The following is a 15,997-nucleotide window of genomic DNA, read 5'->3' as shown; positions in this document are numbered from 1 at the left end:
CCGTAGGTTGTGGCCGGCATAGCGGGATCAGTTGTTCCCGTTACCCGCTTCACGCTTTTCCATCAGTTTCCGGACTTTCTCCGTGACCGCTTCGTTCACCCGACCGCTGAGCTGCAGGCTGGTCAACAGTGCCGGAATATCCTCCTGCAGGTTGAGGTTCACCACGATCGGGTGACCATCCCGCACCTGCGGATTGCTGCCCTCTAACCTGAGGCCGAGGTTCAGGGTTCCTTCCTGATCATAGTCTATCGTGCTGTTGAGTACGGAATAGTTAAAGTTCTGAAGGGCCCCGACCACCAGGTCCATGGTCTCGTTATTCCGGGCCAGGGCCTGGAGTCGGTCCGCGGGGAGTTTCAGGGTGCCTCCGGGTGCCACGGCCCTGATATTGCCGCCGGCAACCTCCACACCATCGCGGTCGATCACCAGTGGCATCTCGCCTTCAAGCGTGCCACTGCCTGCCAGTCCCTCGGCGGGATACACCGTCATCAGGCGTTCGACCTGTATACCATTGAGCCACACCGGGACAGTTACAGGCAGACTGGCCAGGCTCCACTCTCCCGGTTTGACCCGGATCTCCCCACCCAGAAATCCGGCGCGAGCCCGGATCAGTGATACCGTTCCTTTCGTCAGCGCCTGCAACGGTGCCCGGTAGCTGCCGGTGATGGATACCGGCCCCAGCGGCACACCGGGATTGAGCTGTTCCAGTTGCAGCTCCGAGGTGCGGATGACCAGGCTGTTCTCCACAGACAGCTCCAGGGTGCCATCCAGTCCGGTCCAGGCCATTCGATCCGTAATACCGGACATCCCGCTGGCGATTACCTTGCCCTCAAGCTCTGGCCCCTTGTCCGGCAGGCGAACACTGGCCTGCGCAGAAAGACGCCCGTCGCTGATCTCGATTCCGGCTGGCCACTGTTCCAGGGTTTCCGCCAGGATCCGGCTGGCCTGACTGCCCTCCAGCTCTGCGCTGGCAGCCACCCGTAGAATTCCGCTGAAGGGCCAGCGGGCATCGACATCCAAAACCAGCCCCGCGGCTCCCTTCGCCACGCCACGGATATCGACCCGGTTGAGATCCCCGTCCAGCTGGCCCTCAAAGCTCCAGGACTGTGGCTTCAGATTGGCCTGCTGCAACATCCCGACATCAAGAGCCAGGGGGCCAGTCAATCGCATTGTCTTCAGGCTTCGGTCGCTCAGGCTGTAGCCGGCTTCAAGGATGCTACCCCCCGGCCGCACTTTCACCTGCTCCAGGCGGACCGTCTCGCCCCCATCCGGGCTGACCACTCCATTCATATTCAGGGTTGAACCGGCCAGAACGTCCAGCCTGGCTGACTCCACACCGGCGTTTCCTGCCACACCGATTCGGCCCTCGATACCGTTGACGCGCCAGCCTGAACCCTCGGAGTCCGGCAGCGCGCCGCTGATCCAGAGCTCGGTCGTTTCCATCCGCCACTGCTCCGGGGCCGGCGCCAACTCGACGTGAATGTTCCCGCGGATCACGGTTTCTTCGGGCAGTTCGACCCGTAAACTGTTCACCGAAATGGTGTCCGGAAGCCACGCCGGTGCCTGCTCGGGCAACAGCGACTGACTCGTCCCTGACCCGCCCGCTGCAGGCTCCGGCCATGCCGGTAGTTCAACTTCAAGTTGTTCTATCCGGACGCTGGCCAGCGAGAGACTCTGCCAGTCCCAGCCCAACACAAAACCCGAACCGCTCAACGCGAACGGTCGCGCCGGATCGGAGCTCACCAGGGAGAAACCATCGGCACGAATGCCTGCCAGCGAGAGGTGCATTCCCTGCCACTCAAACTGCTGGATTGCCTGGTTCGCCATCAACTGCTGCCAGGCGTCCCGGGCATAGACACCGGCACCGATTACCACCAGCAACAGAACAACGACGGCCGCGGCTAACCACCGGCCGATCCTGCGTGCCCTCGTGCGTTTTCCTGCTCCCACAAATCGCTTCCTGCCTACGTCAAACAAGCCGTAACCTGACATCCGGCCCAATCAGTAATAAGGTTTATACAGATTCAATGTTGCGGAGTAACGGCATGGCGTCAATGCTGCGACAAATACTGGTAATGATAGTACTTGGCCTGGCGCTGGGTGGTTGTGCCAGTAATCAGCACCTGCAGACCGGGGACAGCGTACAGCCCGCACCCGTCGAAACGACGGATTCACCGGAGAAGGTCGACCGGTTGTGGCAGGTCTTCGAGCGCTATCAGGGTACGCCCTACCAATATGGTGGCGTGTCAGCCCAGGGGTTCGATTGTTCCGGGTTTATCATCACGGCTTATCAGGAGGGTCTCGGCCAGCAACTGCCCCGCACCACCGCCCAGATGCTTCGCCATGGCCGGGAGGTATCGCCGGACCAGGTAGAACCCGGGGACCTGGTGTTTTTCAGGATTGGCGGCAAGGAGCAGCATGCCGGAATCTACATGGGCGAGAACCGGTTCATTCATGCGTCCACCTCTGTCGGCGTCACCCTGTCAGAACTGGACGGCTATTACTGGGCCGATCGTTTTACCGAGGCAAGGCGTTTCGAAGAAGACTGATCCGATTCTCCCAACGGCTCTGAGCCAGCGTTACAAACCCCCGATCGCCAACTGCAGAGCAATGGCGGCCATCATCAGACCGATCACCCCATCAATGATCCGCCAGGCCGCCGGCCGTGACAGGACCGGGGCGAGTGCCGACCCGCACCAGGCCAGCCCGCCGAACCACAGGATCGAGGCACTGCTGGCGCCCGCCACAAAGCTGGTGGCGTCCTCCTGTTGGGCACCCACAGCCGGAATCAGCAGCAGGGTGTCGAGATAAACCTGGGGATTGAGCAGGGTGACGGCCAGGGTGGTGAACAGGACTCCTTTCAGGCTGCGCCGGGTGACTTCCCCGGCCTCCAGCGCCGCCCTGCCCCGACTCGCACGCACCAATGCCTGCAGGGCCAGCCAGCCAAGGAACGCCACCCCCAGCCAGCGCAGCAGCTCCAGGGCCTGGGGCATAGCCATCAGCGCCGCGCTCACGCCGAACATGCCGAGCGTAAACAGGATCACATCCGAGGCCATGCACAGCCCCGCCGACCACCAGTGATGCTCGCGGCGAATGGCCTGGCTCAGCACATAAGCATTCTGGGCTCCGATCGCCACGATAATGCCGCCGCAAACCACCAATCCGGTCAGATAACTCTCAAGCACGCTCAATCTCCCTGAAAAACTGGCGCAAGCATACCGCGGCGGCTATATACTTGAAATTCATACTCGTAATATTGCATCAGTTTTTCTTATGATTGACTACAAACTGCTGGAAGCACTGGCGACGGTCGTCGAATGCGGAGGTTTTGAGCGCGCCGGCGCTGCCCTCGGGCTCAGCCAGTCGGCAGTATCCCAGCGAATTCGCACACTGGAGATTCGGCTGGGTCAGCCGGTACTTGTTCGCAGTCCAGCCCTGAAAGCCACGCCCGCCGGCCAGCGGCTGCTCAACCACGTTCAGCAGGTGCAGTTGCTGGAGCGGGATCTGGCGAAATCCCTGCCTACCCTGAACGAGCCATCGGCGAGGCTACGCATTGCTTTAAACGCCGACAGCCTGGCCACCTGGTGGGCCGATGCCATCGCTGAGTTCTGCCGGGACGAGGAACTGTTACTCGACCTTGTGATAGAGGATCAGGACATTGGTCTGCGCCGAATGCGCGAGGGCGATGTCGCCGCCTGCCTGTGCAGCAGCCCACAACCGGTCGCGGGCGCGCGATGCGTGCCACTGGGCTCAATGATCTACCTGCCGCTGGCAACCCCCGATTACATCGGGCGGCATTTTCCGGGAGGACTGACCGAGCCAGCATTACGCAAAGCACCGGCGATCGTATTCGGACCGAACGATCAGTTGCAGCATCGTTTTCTGGCACAATGCGGTTTTCATGGTTCCTTTCCCCACCATCTCTGCCCGTCCTCAGAAGGCTTTGTAAAGCTGGCAACCGCCGGCATGGGGTACGGCATGATTCCGGAAATCCAGGTGCGGGAGGAGCTGGCGGCGGGAAGACTGACCAGCATCGCCATCGGGCAACAATTGGAAGTAAAGCTATACTGGCATTTCTGGCGCCACAGCGGAGGTGCCATGGATCGCCTTACCAAGGCCCTGCAGAATGCCTGCGTACGTACCGCGGAAAGGAACAAACCAAGGAGTCGCTTTAAATGAGCATATTGATAGTCGGCCTGATCCTGTTTCTGGGAATCCACTCCCTGTCCATCGTCAATGAACCACTGCGCAACCGGCTACATGATCGGCTTGGGGAGGGCGCATTCAAAGGCCTCTACTCGCTGGTTTCTATCATCGGCCTGGTGCTGATTGTCTGGGGATATGGGACGGCCCGGATGGACCCAACGGTACTGTACACACCTGCCGGCTGGCTCAGGCACCTGGCCATGCTGTTGCTGATTCCGGTTTTTCCGTTGCTGTTCGCCACGTATTTCCCCGGGAAGATCAAGGCAACGCTCAAACATCCGATGCTGGTTGCCGTAAAACTCTGGGCCCTGGCGCACCTGTTGGCAAACGGCATGTTGCACGATGTACTGCTTTTCGGCGCTTTCCTGGCCTGGGCGGTGGTGGACCGGATATCCATGAAACGCCGCACCGAGCGGTCAATCCCGACGCTGCCGGCGTCACGGGCAAACGATGCCATTGCAGTTGTCGGCGGCCTGGCGGTATACGTCATCACGGTCTTCTGGGCCCACCAGTGGCTCTTTGGCGTATCACCGGTCTGAGCAATGGCTCGGGCTCATGTTTACAACCAACCAGTTACCAGTAAAGAGCTTATTGCCTTCGAAAACTGGTAAGAAACCACACCTGAACACTACAGGATTTACATTTGGACCTGACCACCCCCGCGCTGCTCTTCCCGGCCATCTCGCTACTGTTACTGGCTTACACCAACCGATTCCTGGTGCTGGCGCAGTTGATCCGCCAGCTCAAGCAGATGGATTCCGAAGACGATCACGCCCTGATTGCCCGCCAGATCGGCATGCTTCGAAAGCGCATCGTGCTGACCAAACGAATGCAGACCTTTGGTGTGCTCAGTTTTTTCCTTTGCACAGTCTCCATGTTCCTGCTGTTTCTGGGATCTGAAATGCCGGGCATTGTGGCGTTTGGTATCAGTCTGGTCTTGCTGTCGCTATCGCTCCTTTACTCACTGTACGAGATCCAGATTTCCACCAACGCAATCAACGTGGAGCTCTCCAACTTCGAGGCGAGAAAAAGCGAGAGCCAGGGCTGAGGCGGTCACCTCGGGCCTGCGGAATCAATTCCGAACCAGTGTGGGAAACGCAGCAGGCAATAGAGGGCCAGCACGTCGTAAAGCGCATGCCAGAGCATGACCATGCCCAGGCTGGCGGAGAGATGATAGGCAACGCCCAGGACCAGACCGAGTCCCGTGGCCACCAGGAAATAGGTAAATGACACGTAGTGGACCAGACCAAACAGGACTGACGATGCAATAACCGCGGTCCAGGGCCCGGTGTGCTGAATCAGCCAGCCCTGGACGGCTCCCCTGAATAGAAGCTCCTCCCCAACACCGGCGAGCACCGACAACGCCACCAGAACCGTCCAGGAAAAGCTTCGGGCGAAACGGTGCAGCCCGCGCATCTGCTGTCCCAGGTTGTCCGGGAACAGGCCCGGGATCCGGGTTACCAGAATCAGGGTCAGATAGGTTCCGACGGCGCCAAGAGCGCCATACAGAATTATCTCCAAACCGCTCAGGCCACCCCACTGCACGGGAATATCGAACAGCCAGACCGCCAGCAGGCCAATGACACCGATGCCGCCCTGGAATACCAGGGCGGCCCGGGTCGAGATGGAAGACCCTCCGGTTCTTGCCATGACTTACTGGCTGAACAGGTCTTTCACCGGGAACAGGTCATCGTACTCTGGCGGCTGCTTCTGACCCTTGGCCTGGAAGGTCTTCATCATGTCGTCGGGGCGGAACATGCCGGCCTGCCAGGTGGCCATGTACTTCAGGCTGTCCTCCACCGAGTGATCCCGGCTGTAGTTGATCATTTCCTTGCAGCCGGTAACCGCCAGCGGCGAGTTGGCAGCAATCCGGGCGGCGATCTCCATCACGCCCTCCAGCATTGTTTCGTGATTTTCGTACACGGTATTCACGAACCCCAGCCGGTGGGCCTCTTCCGCACCAAACTTGCGACCGGTGTAGGCCAGCTCACGCACCACACCCTCAGGGATCAGCTTGGGCAGGCGCTGCAGGGTGCCCACATCCGCCGTCATGCCCAGTTCGGTTTCCTTGATGGTGAAGTAGGCATCCGCTGTGCAGTAACGGCTGTCTGCCGCGCAGACCAGGTCCAGTGCACCACCGATACAGCCTCCATGCACCGCCGCCAGCACCGGCAGGCGCACCTTCTCCAGGGAGCTCAGGGTGTCCTGCAGCTGCAGCACCACCCGGCGCAGGTTCTCGGCCATCCGGCCCGGGTCGCCCCCCATGGGTACGGCCTTGGAATCGGTAAACACACCCAGATCCATGCCGGCGGAGAAATGTTTGCCAGTAGACGAGATCACGATGACGCGGGCATCGGTATTGGCCTCGATGTCCTGCATGCACTGTGGCAACTCCAGCCAGAAGGCCTTGTTCATGGTATTGAGGGCGTCCGGCCGTTTGAACTGGACATGGGCGATGTGATTGGACACATCAACCGAGAAACTCTGGTAGGAGAAGGGTTCGGTCACGTTTTGTCTCCGTTGGTCATTGAAAGCGATAAAAACCGGAAATTTTGTAATATTTTCAGCTATTTTCTGATGATTTTCCGTGATTGCCTCCGAATATACCGCTCAACTGCCACAGACGAAAGCGGCACATTACAACTCCTCCCCCACTCCGTCCCTCTCCTTGCCGATATACAAAGTTGTGCCAAGCTCTAGTGTGAACAAGTCCCTTTCGGGATTTACGATCTGATTCAACAGGGAGGAAGCCGGAATGCGCACTTCAGAAGCATTCAGGAAAACATTGCTGGTCTCCATTATGGGGCTGGGTCTTTCCGGCCTCGCGGCGGCCCAGGGTTACATGGGTCCGGGTATGGGTCCCGGCATGGGATACGGGCCCGGCCCGGGAATGGGCTATGGCCCTGGTATGGGGTATGGTCCTGGCCCGGGTTACGGCCCCGGAATGCACGGTATGGGACCGGGCAAGGGTTACGGTCCCGGCATGCACGGCGGTATGGGGCCAGGCATGGGCTATGGGCCGGGCATGCACGGCGGCATGGGACCCGGCATGGGCTATGGGCCTGGCATGCAAGGTGGTATGGCCCCTGGAATGGGTCCCGGCATGATGGGCGGCTACCCGGGCATGGGACCGGGCGCGGGACTGGATCTGACGGATGAGCAGAAAAAACGCATGGAGGAGATCCAGAACCGGCACTTGCAACAGCAGCAGGAACGAATGCAGGAAATGTACGAGCGGCGTCAGAAATTCCAGCAGGAAATGAACGACGTGCTCACTGACGAGCAGCGCCAACAGCTACAGAACCGCCAGCGCCAATACTATCAGGGCTGGTAAGGCAGTTCGCTTGACGCGAACCCGCGCCTGCGAGGTGCGGGTTCTTTTTTCAGGTAGCAGGCAGCAGTGAGTGCGGCAGGCCGCCAAAATAGACCACACGGGTCAATTGAACTGGCGTCAGCGCCAGCCCGTAACAGGTGTGCAAACGCCGTAAGGTTTCTGCTGCATCCTGAGGTGCCGGCACCATTTCCCGGATAAACTGGGCGATATCTTCCACCATGGCCCAGGGATAGAGAATCCAGCGCCACTTTCGCACCTCGCCGGAACTGAAATCCGCCGGGCAGGTGGTCACCAGTTTTTCATGGAGAACGGCGGTGCGGAGCTCTGCCGGGCCGAGGGGCTCCAAGTAGGAGCGCGCCGCCCGCAGGGTATCGCCGCTGTCATTAACATCGTCAACCACCAGCACCCGGGCGCCGCGGATGTCCGCTGCCAGCGGAATGGTCACCCGGGCCTCCTCACCCCTGCTGGCACCGGCCTCGTAATGCTGGACGCGGATGGAACACAGTGTCCCCAGGTTCAGGAAATCACACAGGAAACGGGCAGGCATGAAGCCACCCCGGGCGACAGCGACGATCATGTCCGGGCGGAACCGACTGGCCAGGATGTGGCGTGCGACTTCATCGCAGGCATCCACCACCTCATCCGGGCTGAGCAACTGGACCTGCATGAGCGTCGGTTCTGCCATCGGTGACTCCCGCCTTGTGATCCTGTCTTTCAATTTTATACTCTTTCAAAAGCCCCAACAGGAAACCCCATGGATTTCACGTTCCTCGGCACCTCCGCCGGCACGCCGACAAAAGCCAGAAATGTCACTGGCCTGGCACTGATGCACGGCAAACCGAAACACTGGTACCTGATCGATTGCGGTGAAGGCACCCAGCACCAATTGCTGCATACCCGCCACTCCGTGATGCAGCTGCAGGCGATTTTTATCACCCACGTGCACGGCGACCACACTTTCGGGCTGCCCGGTCTGCTCACCAGCGCTTCCATGCTGGGCCGTACCGAGCCCCTGTTCCTGGTGGCACCCAGGCCGGTGAAAACCTTTGTGGAAACCGCCCTGGGAAACAGCGATTCCAGCCTGAGCTATGAGCTCAAATACATCGACTCGGAAGCGGAAGAGTTCTATTGGGAAGACGATGCGGTCGAAGTCATGGCCACCCCGCTTTCCCACCGGGTCTCCAGCCGCGCTTTCACCTTTACCGAGAAGAACCTGGAGCGACAGCTGTTGAAGGACGAACTCGAGGCTGACGGTGTCGAACCGGGCCCGGCCTGGGGCGAACTACAGCAAGGCAGGGACGTGGTGCTGGAAAACGGAACAGTACTTCGTAGCGACCAGTACACCGCCATTTCCCGACAACCGAGAAAAATTGTCGTGGGCGGCGACAACGACAACCCGGAATTACTCGAGGCCGCCTGTCAGGACGCCCACGTGCTGATCCACGAAGCCACCTACACCCAGGAAGTGGCCGACCACGTCGGCTCCTGGCCCCAGCACAGCTCGGCGGCACAGGTCGCCCGGTTTGCAGAGGCTGTGGGCATTCCCAACCTGGTACTGACGCATTTCAGCTCCCGCTATCAGCTCAGCCGGGATGCCTACCCGCACATCGGCGAAGTCGAGGCGGAAGCGACAGGCCTGTATCGCGGTACGCTTTATCTGGCCCGGGATTTCGCCAGTTACCGGCTCGGAAAGGACCTGACACTCCAGCTTCGGGAGCCGTCGGGGCAATAGATCAACATTGGGCCGCCAGCTTCGAACGGCACCGCAGTACTACTTCATCGAGATGGTGGTGTTCACCTCTTCAGACAGATGATCCGGCTCAAACCAGCGTGCGGTAACCGTCTTCGTCTGAGTCCAGAACTGGATCGCCTGCTTGCCGTTGGGCCCCAGGTCGCCCAATTTGGAGCCCCGGGAACCGGTGAAGCTGAAGAAGGCAACCGGCACCGGGATCGGCACGTTGATGCCCACCTGCCCCACATCGATGTCGTTTTCAAAGCGACGGGCAGCCCAGCCGGAGCCGGTGAAAATGGAAGTGCCATTGCCGTTCGGGTTCCGGTTGATGAATTCGATGGCTTCATCCAGAGTATCCACTTCCACCACACAGAGTACAGGCCCGAAAATTTCCTCCCGGTAGATGGTCATATCCGGCTTCACATTGGTGAAGATCGTGGGCCCCACGAAATTGCCCTCCGGGCACCCCTCAACCGTGCAACCACGACCGTCGAGCGCCAAGGTAGCGCCCTCCTTCTCGCCCTTGTCGATCAGACCAACGACCCGCTTGAGAGCCTGGGGAGAAACCAGCGGGCCCAGATCCGCATCTCGCTGGATGCCCGGGCCAACCTTCAGGTTTTTCGATTTCTCGATAATTTCCGGCATCCATTCCCGGGCCTTCCCCACCAGGACCAGCACCGAGTTGGCCATGCAACGCTGGCCCGCCGCACCAAATGCCGAACCGATCATGTTGTTGATGGCCTGGCTGCGGTTGGCATCGGGCATGATCACGCAGTGGTTCTTCGCCCCCATCATCGACTGCACCCGCTTGCCTGCGGCACCGGCGCGATTGTAGATATGGGTGCCGACGTGGGTGGAGCCGATGAAGGACAGCGCCTTGATATCCGGGTGGTCGCAGATCATGTTGGCCACATCGGGCCCGCCATGGACCACATTGAGAACACCGGCAGGAATGCCGGCCTCATGGGCCAGTTCCACCAGACGCATGGTGGAACTGGGATCCTGCTCGGAAGGCTTGAGGATAAACGTGTTGCCGGTAGCAATAGCCAGCGGGAACATGAAGCAGGGTAGCATCACCGGGAAGTTGAACGCGGTGATACCTGCGCCCACACCCAGTGGCTGGTTCAACGAGTAGACATTCACACCACCTGCCGCATTCTCGGCGATCTCGCCCAACTGCAGGGAGGTGACCGAACAGGCATACTCGATGACCTCAAGGCCCCGGCCCACCTCACCTTCCGCATCGGGCAGGGTCTTGCCGTGTTCCTCGGTAATCAGGGCTGCCAGTTCCTTGGTATGCTCACGCACCAGGGCCTGGAATTTGAGCATGATGCGCATGCGCTGGGCGAGCGAGACCTTCCGCCACTCTCGGAACGCCTCTTTGGCAGAGGCGACGGCCCGCTCTACTTCCGCTTCGGTGGCAAACGGCACCCGGGAAACCACCTCCTGGGTAGCCGGGTTGACGACATCACGCCACTCCGAACTCTCCGAACGGACTGGCTTACCATCAATGAACAGGGGTATTTCACGAACAGACATGACTGACCTCCGGATGAACGATACTGGGCGTCGGATAAATATAGACCACCTGATCGTTCCTCGCCGGTTCAGCTGTCGTTCACATCCCCCATTCCTGCCCGGAGTCCGGAGGCATCACCACCCACTCCGGTTCCTCGAATTCGCCCAGCGGCGTGATCTCAACAAAGGGAGCCGCGCTGCGGATGATTTCCGTTATCCGAGGGTCCTTGTCGGATTCCATGGCATCCCGCGCTTCCTTGCTGTCCCAGGATGCGATGGCAATCAGGGTGTTCGGCTCGCCAATCTTTCGATGAAGCATGGTGCCTCGGGCACCCGGCGCTTTCTGGATCAACTCACTGGCCCGCACCCAGGCGTCGGCGTACTCCTCCGCGGTGTGTCCGTCCTGTACTCGCACTTCGAAAATATACTTCATCGTTCTTGCCTCCTTTGAAAAACTGTTCAAGTGGCGGGATCAGCTAAAACTTGTCTGAAATCAAGCCTGCGCCACTGAGGTTGGCACCAGCCGCCATTCAGTGCCACCCTTGAAGTATGGAACACATCGTTCATTTCCTCCCTCAAAGAGGAGTACCGCCATGTATCACAAAATCCTGGTTCCGGTAGACCTGTCCCACCTGGACAAAATACCCAAGGCCCTGAACACCGCCATCGACATGGCCAAGCATTACAGCGCCACCCTCTGCTATGTCACCGTCACCAACAGCACGCCCGGCGCCGCCGCCCACAATCCGGACGAACTTCGCGCCAAAATGAAGGAATTTGCCGAAGAACAGGGCAAGGCCCACGGCATCAAAACCGACGCGGAAGTTCTGGAGTCGGTAGACACTGCGGTCGAGCTGGACGACAAGCTGCTGGATGCCATCAAGGACACGGGTGCCGACCTGGTGATTATGGCCTCACATCCACCGGGTATTGGTGACAGGCTGCACCTGCTGCGCTCCAATGGCGCGAACATCGTCAAGCACAGTGATATCTCGGTGTTTGTGGTCCGTTGAGGGTCAGGCCCGCAGCTTGCCCGGGCTATCTGTTCTTTCAGTCATGGGGAAAGGCAATCTCCGTTACATCCACCACAAAGAACGGAAAATAACGCTCCGTGCCAAAATGGTTGCCGGCCTCAACATGCATCGGCAACCGGAAGCCCTCTACTTCCCGAAATTCGGAGAGATACCCGCCAAAAGGCTGCCAGCGGTATTCCTTCTCCGGGTTGGCATTGCTCCAGCGGTCAAAATGCACCTGAAGCGGTTGGCCATCCTCTGCAACCGTCACATCCACCGACTGGGATAACCCGTTATGGCGCAGCGTTACCCGGGCGACGTTCACATCCACCAGTTCCCAGTGCACGTTCGGCCCCGGCAGCAATGCTGCTGGCGTCCAGAACACGGCTTCTGCCACGTACCGCCCGAAGGCCGAGCGGGCGTGATCCGGAGTGCCCCCCATGCGGGCCACTGGCAGCAGCCCCATTAGCCAGAACCGTGTCCAGCGACCGGTGTCCGAACCCGATATACGCATCAGTCCGCGCCGGGCATTCATACTCCAGATGAAACCGACGGGCGCCGCCAAGGTCTGCCGGGCCGACATCGCCAGGTAATCTGGCTTGTCCCGATCTCCCATGCCGAACCGTCCCTCCATGGAGAACGTTGCCACGGTGTACAGCGGCGTTCCCGGGACGATGGTGTAAAGAAAGTAACGCCGGGCCGGTTCCGGCAGGCGGTCAACCATGGCCGGGTCAAACCGGTCGGGATCTCGGGGCTGGTTTCGGACCAGTGACTCCATAATCCGGCGGTCCGCCCTGTGGTCTGCCCACCGGCGGGCAGACAGTCCGGCAAGGACGAGAAAGATCAGAGTGCTCAGTACGTGGATGATCATGGTTACAGGACTTTCCGTGTCTGTTTATTCCGGGCCATGAAATTAGCTCTTTTGAGTAATACAAGAACCGCCATCGATTCCCAATACTTGAAATGTGACGCTCATTGCAGTTTCACGCAAGGACCCGGCGCCCATCTCAGCGCCGGGAGACGGCTCAACCAGAGCCTGAACAGGGAATAGCGGAGATATCAATGAAAACCTTACCCTTACTGCTCGCGCTTGCCGCTATCACCGGCTGTGCGAGCACCGATACCCAGCGCTATGCATCACTGGACCCGCCAGCCTCCGATACTTCGGAATCACTGCTGGTCATTCTCTCTTCCGAGCAGAAAGCCGCTGCCACCAACTCTGTCGCCGAGCTGCTGGCGAATGCAGGAGACGTCGAGTTTTTCAACGTCTACGGCGTTGCCGGCGCGGGCCCGGACGGAGGCATGGTGGTCTGTGGCAACATGAAAACCGGCGATCCCCGTGGTGGCCCCGCCAGGACCCAGCCGTTTGCTTTCTCCGGAGAACGGGCCATGCTTCTGGATGAAGCAACAAACTGGGGATTCGTTAACACCGGTCGCGAAGTGGCACATCCGCACCGCCAGAGGCCTTTTGTCGGCTCCTGGTGGGTTCAGTGTCGTCCGCAAACCTTCTCGGTTCTCGTGGAACGACACCAGGAAAACCAGCGAACCATACAGGCGCTGAGGTAACCGGCCACCCATGAATGCCACGGAGATCGAGCAACGCATCACGTTCGAGGCGCTGGCCCCTCACTTCAACAAAATGCGTGAGTGGGCTGCTATTACCATCCTGGTTCCCCTGACCGTTGTTCTGGTTCTGTGGAACCAGGTGGACCGGGTATTGCTTTCAGGATGGTTCGTTCTTGTGATCGCGGGCATTGGCACCCGCTATCTGCTCACGGCCGCCTACCGGAAACAGGATGTCACCCCCACCACTGCCGAACCCTGGCATCGTAAGCTTCTTCTGTTACAGATCTACCTCGGTACCCTGTGGGCAATCGCGGTCTTTCTGTTTGCCGGCACCGAGTCCGTTCCACACCAGGTGTTCATGATCACCCTGGCCCTGATCCTCGGCATCGGCTCCATCTCTGCCGGTACCCACTGGCTGCCCCTGTATTACAGCTACGGCATGCCCATCAAGGGAGCTCTGGTGGCACACTTTATCAGCCTCGGCGAGGTGGCCTGGTTCGCCCTGGCGATGATGGTCGCGTTCGCGATTCTGGCATCCTACAGTTTTGCCAAAAAGCTCAATTCCATCGTGCGTTCGGAAATGCACCTTCGCTTTGAAACCGCCGATCTTGCAGATCAGCTCAGTCAACGCTCCCAGGAACTGCAGACCGCGATCCGGGCAAAGTCCCGTACCCTGGCAACAGCGAGCCATGATTTCCGGCAGCCTCTGCATGCACTCTCGCTTTTCTTCGATGCACTCAAAGGCGCGGGCAGCCCACAGGAAGAACAACGCATTCTCCGCCGGATCGATGCCTCCCTGGACGCCATGCGCCGGATGTTTGATGCCCTGTTCGATATTTCCCGGCTCGATGCCAATATTATCCAGCCGGAACCAGTGGACTTCGACATTGAATTTTTTCTCATTCAGCTATCGGAAGAATTCCGGGAAAAAGCCGAACAGAAGGAACTGAATCTCAGGCTTCATACCCGACCCGCCGTAGTGAGAGCCGATCGGGGCCTTCTTGAGCGCGTGATGCGTAATCTGATCGCCAATGCCATTCGATACACCCGCTCGGGGGGCGTTCTCATCAGCGCCCGCCCGAGGGAGGACTCGATACTCGTCCAGGTATGGGATACCGGCATCGGCATTCCCCGGGAGGCACGGGAGCGAGTTTTCGTGGAGTTCGAACAGGCACACCCCTCTCCCCACGAAGATGAGAGAGACAAAGGGTTGGGATTTGGCCTGGCTATCGTTCACAAGCTCTGTGAGCTGATGGAGCTGCCACTGGACCTGCGCTCCGACGAAGGCAGGGGGTCCGTTTTCAGCCTCACCATTCCACTCGGTGATCCAACCAGGATCAAACATCGGGAAGAGCAAGTCGCGGAGCCGATCTGGCAGGCCTCAGGACATCACATTCTGGTCATCGACGACGACAGAAATGTGCTCAATGCAATGGACACACTGCTGAGCCGCTGGAAGTTCAGGGTCACTGCCGTGTCGTCCCTGGCGGAAGCCCTCCAGCAATCGCCGGAGCGACCGGACCTGGTGCTGTCTGACTTCAGTCTGGAGGGCTCGAAGAATGGTGTTGAGGTAATCCGGAGCCTCAGGCAACGATACGGGGCCGAGTTACCAGGCATCATTATCACCGGCACCACCAGTTCCCGGCAGCTGCGGGAGGTTGAAAGGAGTGGCCTCAGGATGATTCACAAACCGGTCAGCCCGGCCAGGCTCAGAAGCCTCATACAGCGCCAGCTCACCAGCACTGCCAGTGCGGATTAATCCAGCAACCCCAGGCTCCGGGCCTTGTGCACACATTCGGTTCGATTGGTGGCATTGAGCGCTTTCAGAATGGCGGCGATGTGGACCTTGACCGTATGTTCGGCTACGAATAATGCGGCCGCGATCTGCTTGTTGGAGTAGCCCTTGGCGACCAGATTGAGGACATCCATCTGGCGCCGGGTCAGGGTGCCGTGCTCAGGATGACGGCGGGACTGGTACAGACTGAGGCGCTCCCGAACCGGATCGGGCACGTAGATCTCGCCCGATAACACCTGCTTCACGGCATGGAGCATGTCGATTCCGCTCTGCTCCTTGGGAATGTAGCCCAGCGCCCCCAGCTCAAGCGCATGTCCGATTCGGGCAATGTTTTCTTCGGCGGAAACGACCACCACCGGGGTGACGGAGCCGGTTTCCCTGAGCCGCTGGAGAATGGCCAGCCCATCCATGCCCGGCATACCGAGATCGATCAGAACCAGGTCAAAACTGTCCTCTGCCTCGAGCCTCTTGATTGCCTCCTCAGCCCGATTGCATTCTTCAATGACACTGACACCGTCCAGGTGACCCAGCAGGTGTCGCATACCATCAATAAAGAGTTGATGGTCGTCCACAATGAACAGTTTCATTGTCGCATCCTGCGTTTGGCCGGCTTCCAATCCCGGGTACCGAACCTTCCACAAATTCTAGAACGTCTGATCAGAATCGCCAGCCGTCTGCGCCATGATCTGACGCTCCGGCTCGCCGGGCAGCACACCGGTCAGCCAGGCTTCGATCACTGTTTCTCCATGCTGGTTCGACAATACTGCCTCTGCCCTCGCGCGGTTCCGATCATCCACCTCGGTGATCGTGAACACGCAGGCAATGGTATCCCCGAA

Annotated in this window: 18 protein-coding genes and 1 pseudogene; 9 read left to right on the top strand and 10 right to left on the bottom strand. The window is 59.6% G+C overall.

The annotated features are described in order from the left end of the window. Positions 1–27: 27 nt before the first annotated feature. Positions 28–1,947: a YdbH domain-containing protein gene (locus ACESMW_RS10560; protein ID WP_372987005.1), complete on the bottom strand. Its 1,920-nt coding sequence runs from the start codon at positions 1,945–1,947 to the stop codon at positions 28–30. Between the two features lie 95 nt (positions 1,948–2,042). On the opposite strand from ACESMW_RS10560, the gene ACESMW_RS10555 reads away from it, so the two are divergent. Continuing rightward, complete coding sequence (locus ACESMW_RS10555) at positions 2,043–2,546, top strand: C40 family peptidase (RefSeq protein ID WP_372987004.1); 504 nt, start codon at positions 2,043–2,045, stop codon at positions 2,544–2,546. 30 nt (positions 2,547–2,576) lie between these two features. Here the strand turns inward: ACESMW_RS10555 and ACESMW_RS10550 are convergent, their stop codons facing one another. Continuing rightward, on the bottom strand, positions 2,577–3,182 hold the full coding sequence (locus ACESMW_RS10550; protein WP_372987003.1) for a LysE/ArgO family amino acid transporter: 606 nt from the start codon (positions 3,180–3,182) through the stop codon (positions 2,577–2,579). Between the two features lie 88 nt (positions 3,183–3,270). On the opposite strand from ACESMW_RS10550, the gene ACESMW_RS10545 reads away from it, so the two are divergent. The 3 genes from ACESMW_RS10545 to ACESMW_RS10535 all read left to right on the top strand — a co-directional run bounded on the left by ACESMW_RS10545 (position 3,271) and on the right by ACESMW_RS10535 (position 5,251). Continuing rightward, complete coding sequence (locus ACESMW_RS10545; protein WP_372987002.1) at positions 3,271–4,176, top strand: LysR family transcriptional regulator ArgP; 906 nt, start codon at positions 3,271–3,273, stop codon at positions 4,174–4,176. After that, positions 4,173–4,742, top strand: a complete 570-nt coding sequence (locus ACESMW_RS10540) for an NnrU family protein (protein ID WP_372987001.1) — start codon at positions 4,173–4,175, stop codon at positions 4,740–4,742. The genes ACESMW_RS10545 and ACESMW_RS10540 overlap by 4 nt, the downstream gene beginning before the upstream one ends. A gap of 104 nt (positions 4,743–4,846) precedes the next feature. Next, complete coding sequence (locus tag ACESMW_RS10535; RefSeq protein ID WP_092006771.1) at positions 4,847–5,251, top strand: DUF2721 domain-containing protein; 405 nt, start codon at positions 4,847–4,849, stop codon at positions 5,249–5,251. 5 nt (positions 5,252–5,256) lie between these two features. On the opposite strand, the gene ACESMW_RS10530 is transcribed toward ACESMW_RS10535, so the two are convergent. Both ACESMW_RS10530 and ACESMW_RS10525 read right to left on the bottom strand, forming a co-directional pair. After that, entirely contained in the window at positions 5,257–5,853 is a 597-nt protein-coding gene (locus tag ACESMW_RS10530; protein WP_372987000.1) for a CPBP family intramembrane glutamic endopeptidase, read from the bottom strand. 3 nt (positions 5,854–5,856) lie between these two features. Further along, positions 5,857–6,711, bottom strand: a complete 855-nt coding sequence (locus tag ACESMW_RS10525) for a crotonase/enoyl-CoA hydratase family protein (RefSeq protein ID WP_372986999.1) — start codon at positions 6,709–6,711, stop codon at positions 5,857–5,859. Between the two features lie 247 nt (positions 6,712–6,958). Here ACESMW_RS10525 and ACESMW_RS10520 point away from each other — a divergent pair, with 247 nt between their 5' ends. Beyond that, entirely contained in the window at positions 6,959–7,537 is a 579-nt protein-coding gene (locus ACESMW_RS10520; RefSeq protein WP_372986998.1) for a hypothetical protein, read from the top strand. A 49-nt stretch (positions 7,538–7,586) separates the two neighbouring features. Here the strand turns inward: ACESMW_RS10520 and ACESMW_RS10515 are convergent, their stop codons facing one another. Then, entirely contained in the window at positions 7,587–8,222 is a 636-nt protein-coding gene (locus ACESMW_RS10515) for a phosphoribosyltransferase (protein ID WP_372986997.1), read from the bottom strand. A 69-nt stretch (positions 8,223–8,291) separates the two neighbouring features. Here ACESMW_RS10515 and ACESMW_RS10510 point away from each other — a divergent pair, with 69 nt between their 5' ends. After that, positions 8,292–9,269, top strand: coding sequence for a ribonuclease Z (locus ACESMW_RS10510; RefSeq protein ID WP_372986996.1), 978 nt, complete (start codon positions 8,292–8,294; stop codon positions 9,267–9,269). 39 nt (positions 9,270–9,308) lie between these two features. On the opposite strand, the gene ACESMW_RS10505 is transcribed toward ACESMW_RS10510, so the two are convergent. Further along, positions 9,309–10,808: a CoA-acylating methylmalonate-semialdehyde dehydrogenase gene (locus tag ACESMW_RS10505; protein ID WP_372986995.1), complete on the bottom strand. Its 1,500-nt coding sequence runs from the start codon at positions 10,806–10,808 to the stop codon at positions 9,309–9,311. Between the two features lie 79 nt (positions 10,809–10,887). Next, the gene (locus ACESMW_RS10500) at positions 10,888–11,220 is read right to left on the bottom strand and encodes an antibiotic biosynthesis monooxygenase family protein (RefSeq protein ID WP_372986994.1); all 333 of its coding nucleotides are present in this window, start codon (positions 11,218–11,220) and stop codon (positions 10,888–10,890) included. 160 nt (positions 11,221–11,380) lie between these two features. Between ACESMW_RS10500 and ACESMW_RS10495 the strand changes: the two genes are divergently transcribed. Further along, the gene (locus ACESMW_RS10495; protein WP_372986993.1) at positions 11,381–11,800 is read left to right on the top strand and encodes a universal stress protein; all 420 of its coding nucleotides are present in this window, start codon (positions 11,381–11,383) and stop codon (positions 11,798–11,800) included. 37 nt (positions 11,801–11,837) lie between these two features. Here the strand turns inward: ACESMW_RS10495 and ACESMW_RS10490 are convergent, their stop codons facing one another. Then, positions 11,838–12,671 carry a DUF6544 family protein gene (locus ACESMW_RS10490; protein WP_372986992.1) on the bottom strand — a complete coding sequence of 278 codons (834 nt, stop codon included), beginning with the start codon at positions 12,669–12,671 and terminating at the stop codon, positions 11,838–11,840. Between the two features lie 191 nt (positions 12,672–12,862). Here ACESMW_RS10490 and ACESMW_RS10485 point away from each other — a divergent pair, with 191 nt between their 5' ends. Both ACESMW_RS10485 and ACESMW_RS10480 read left to right on the top strand, forming a co-directional pair. Continuing rightward, positions 12,863–13,366, top strand: a complete 504-nt coding sequence (locus tag ACESMW_RS10485; RefSeq protein ID WP_372986991.1) for a hypothetical protein — start codon at positions 12,863–12,865, stop codon at positions 13,364–13,366. Between the two features lie 10 nt (positions 13,367–13,376). Further along, positions 13,377–15,125, top strand: a complete 1,749-nt coding sequence (locus ACESMW_RS10480) for an ATP-binding protein (protein ID WP_372986990.1) — start codon at positions 13,377–13,379, stop codon at positions 15,123–15,125. Here the strand turns inward: ACESMW_RS10480 and ACESMW_RS10475 are convergent. Further along, positions 15,122–15,748: a response regulator gene (locus tag ACESMW_RS10475; RefSeq protein ID WP_372986989.1), complete on the bottom strand. Its 627-nt coding sequence runs from the start codon at positions 15,746–15,748 to the stop codon at positions 15,122–15,124. The two genes, ACESMW_RS10480 and ACESMW_RS10475, sit on opposite strands and share 4 nt — an antisense overlap. A 57-nt stretch (positions 15,749–15,805) precedes the next feature. Continuing rightward, positions 15,806–15,997 (bottom strand): annotated as a pseudogene (locus tag ACESMW_RS10470) (acyl dehydratase); the annotation flags it as partial.

Origin of the sequence: Marinobacter sp., from assembly GCF_041690455.1 — a bacterium.
Classification (GTDB): Bacteria; Pseudomonadota; Gammaproteobacteria; order Pseudomonadales; family Oleiphilaceae; genus Marinobacter.
This window is presented reverse-complemented; position numbering and strand designations above follow the sequence as displayed.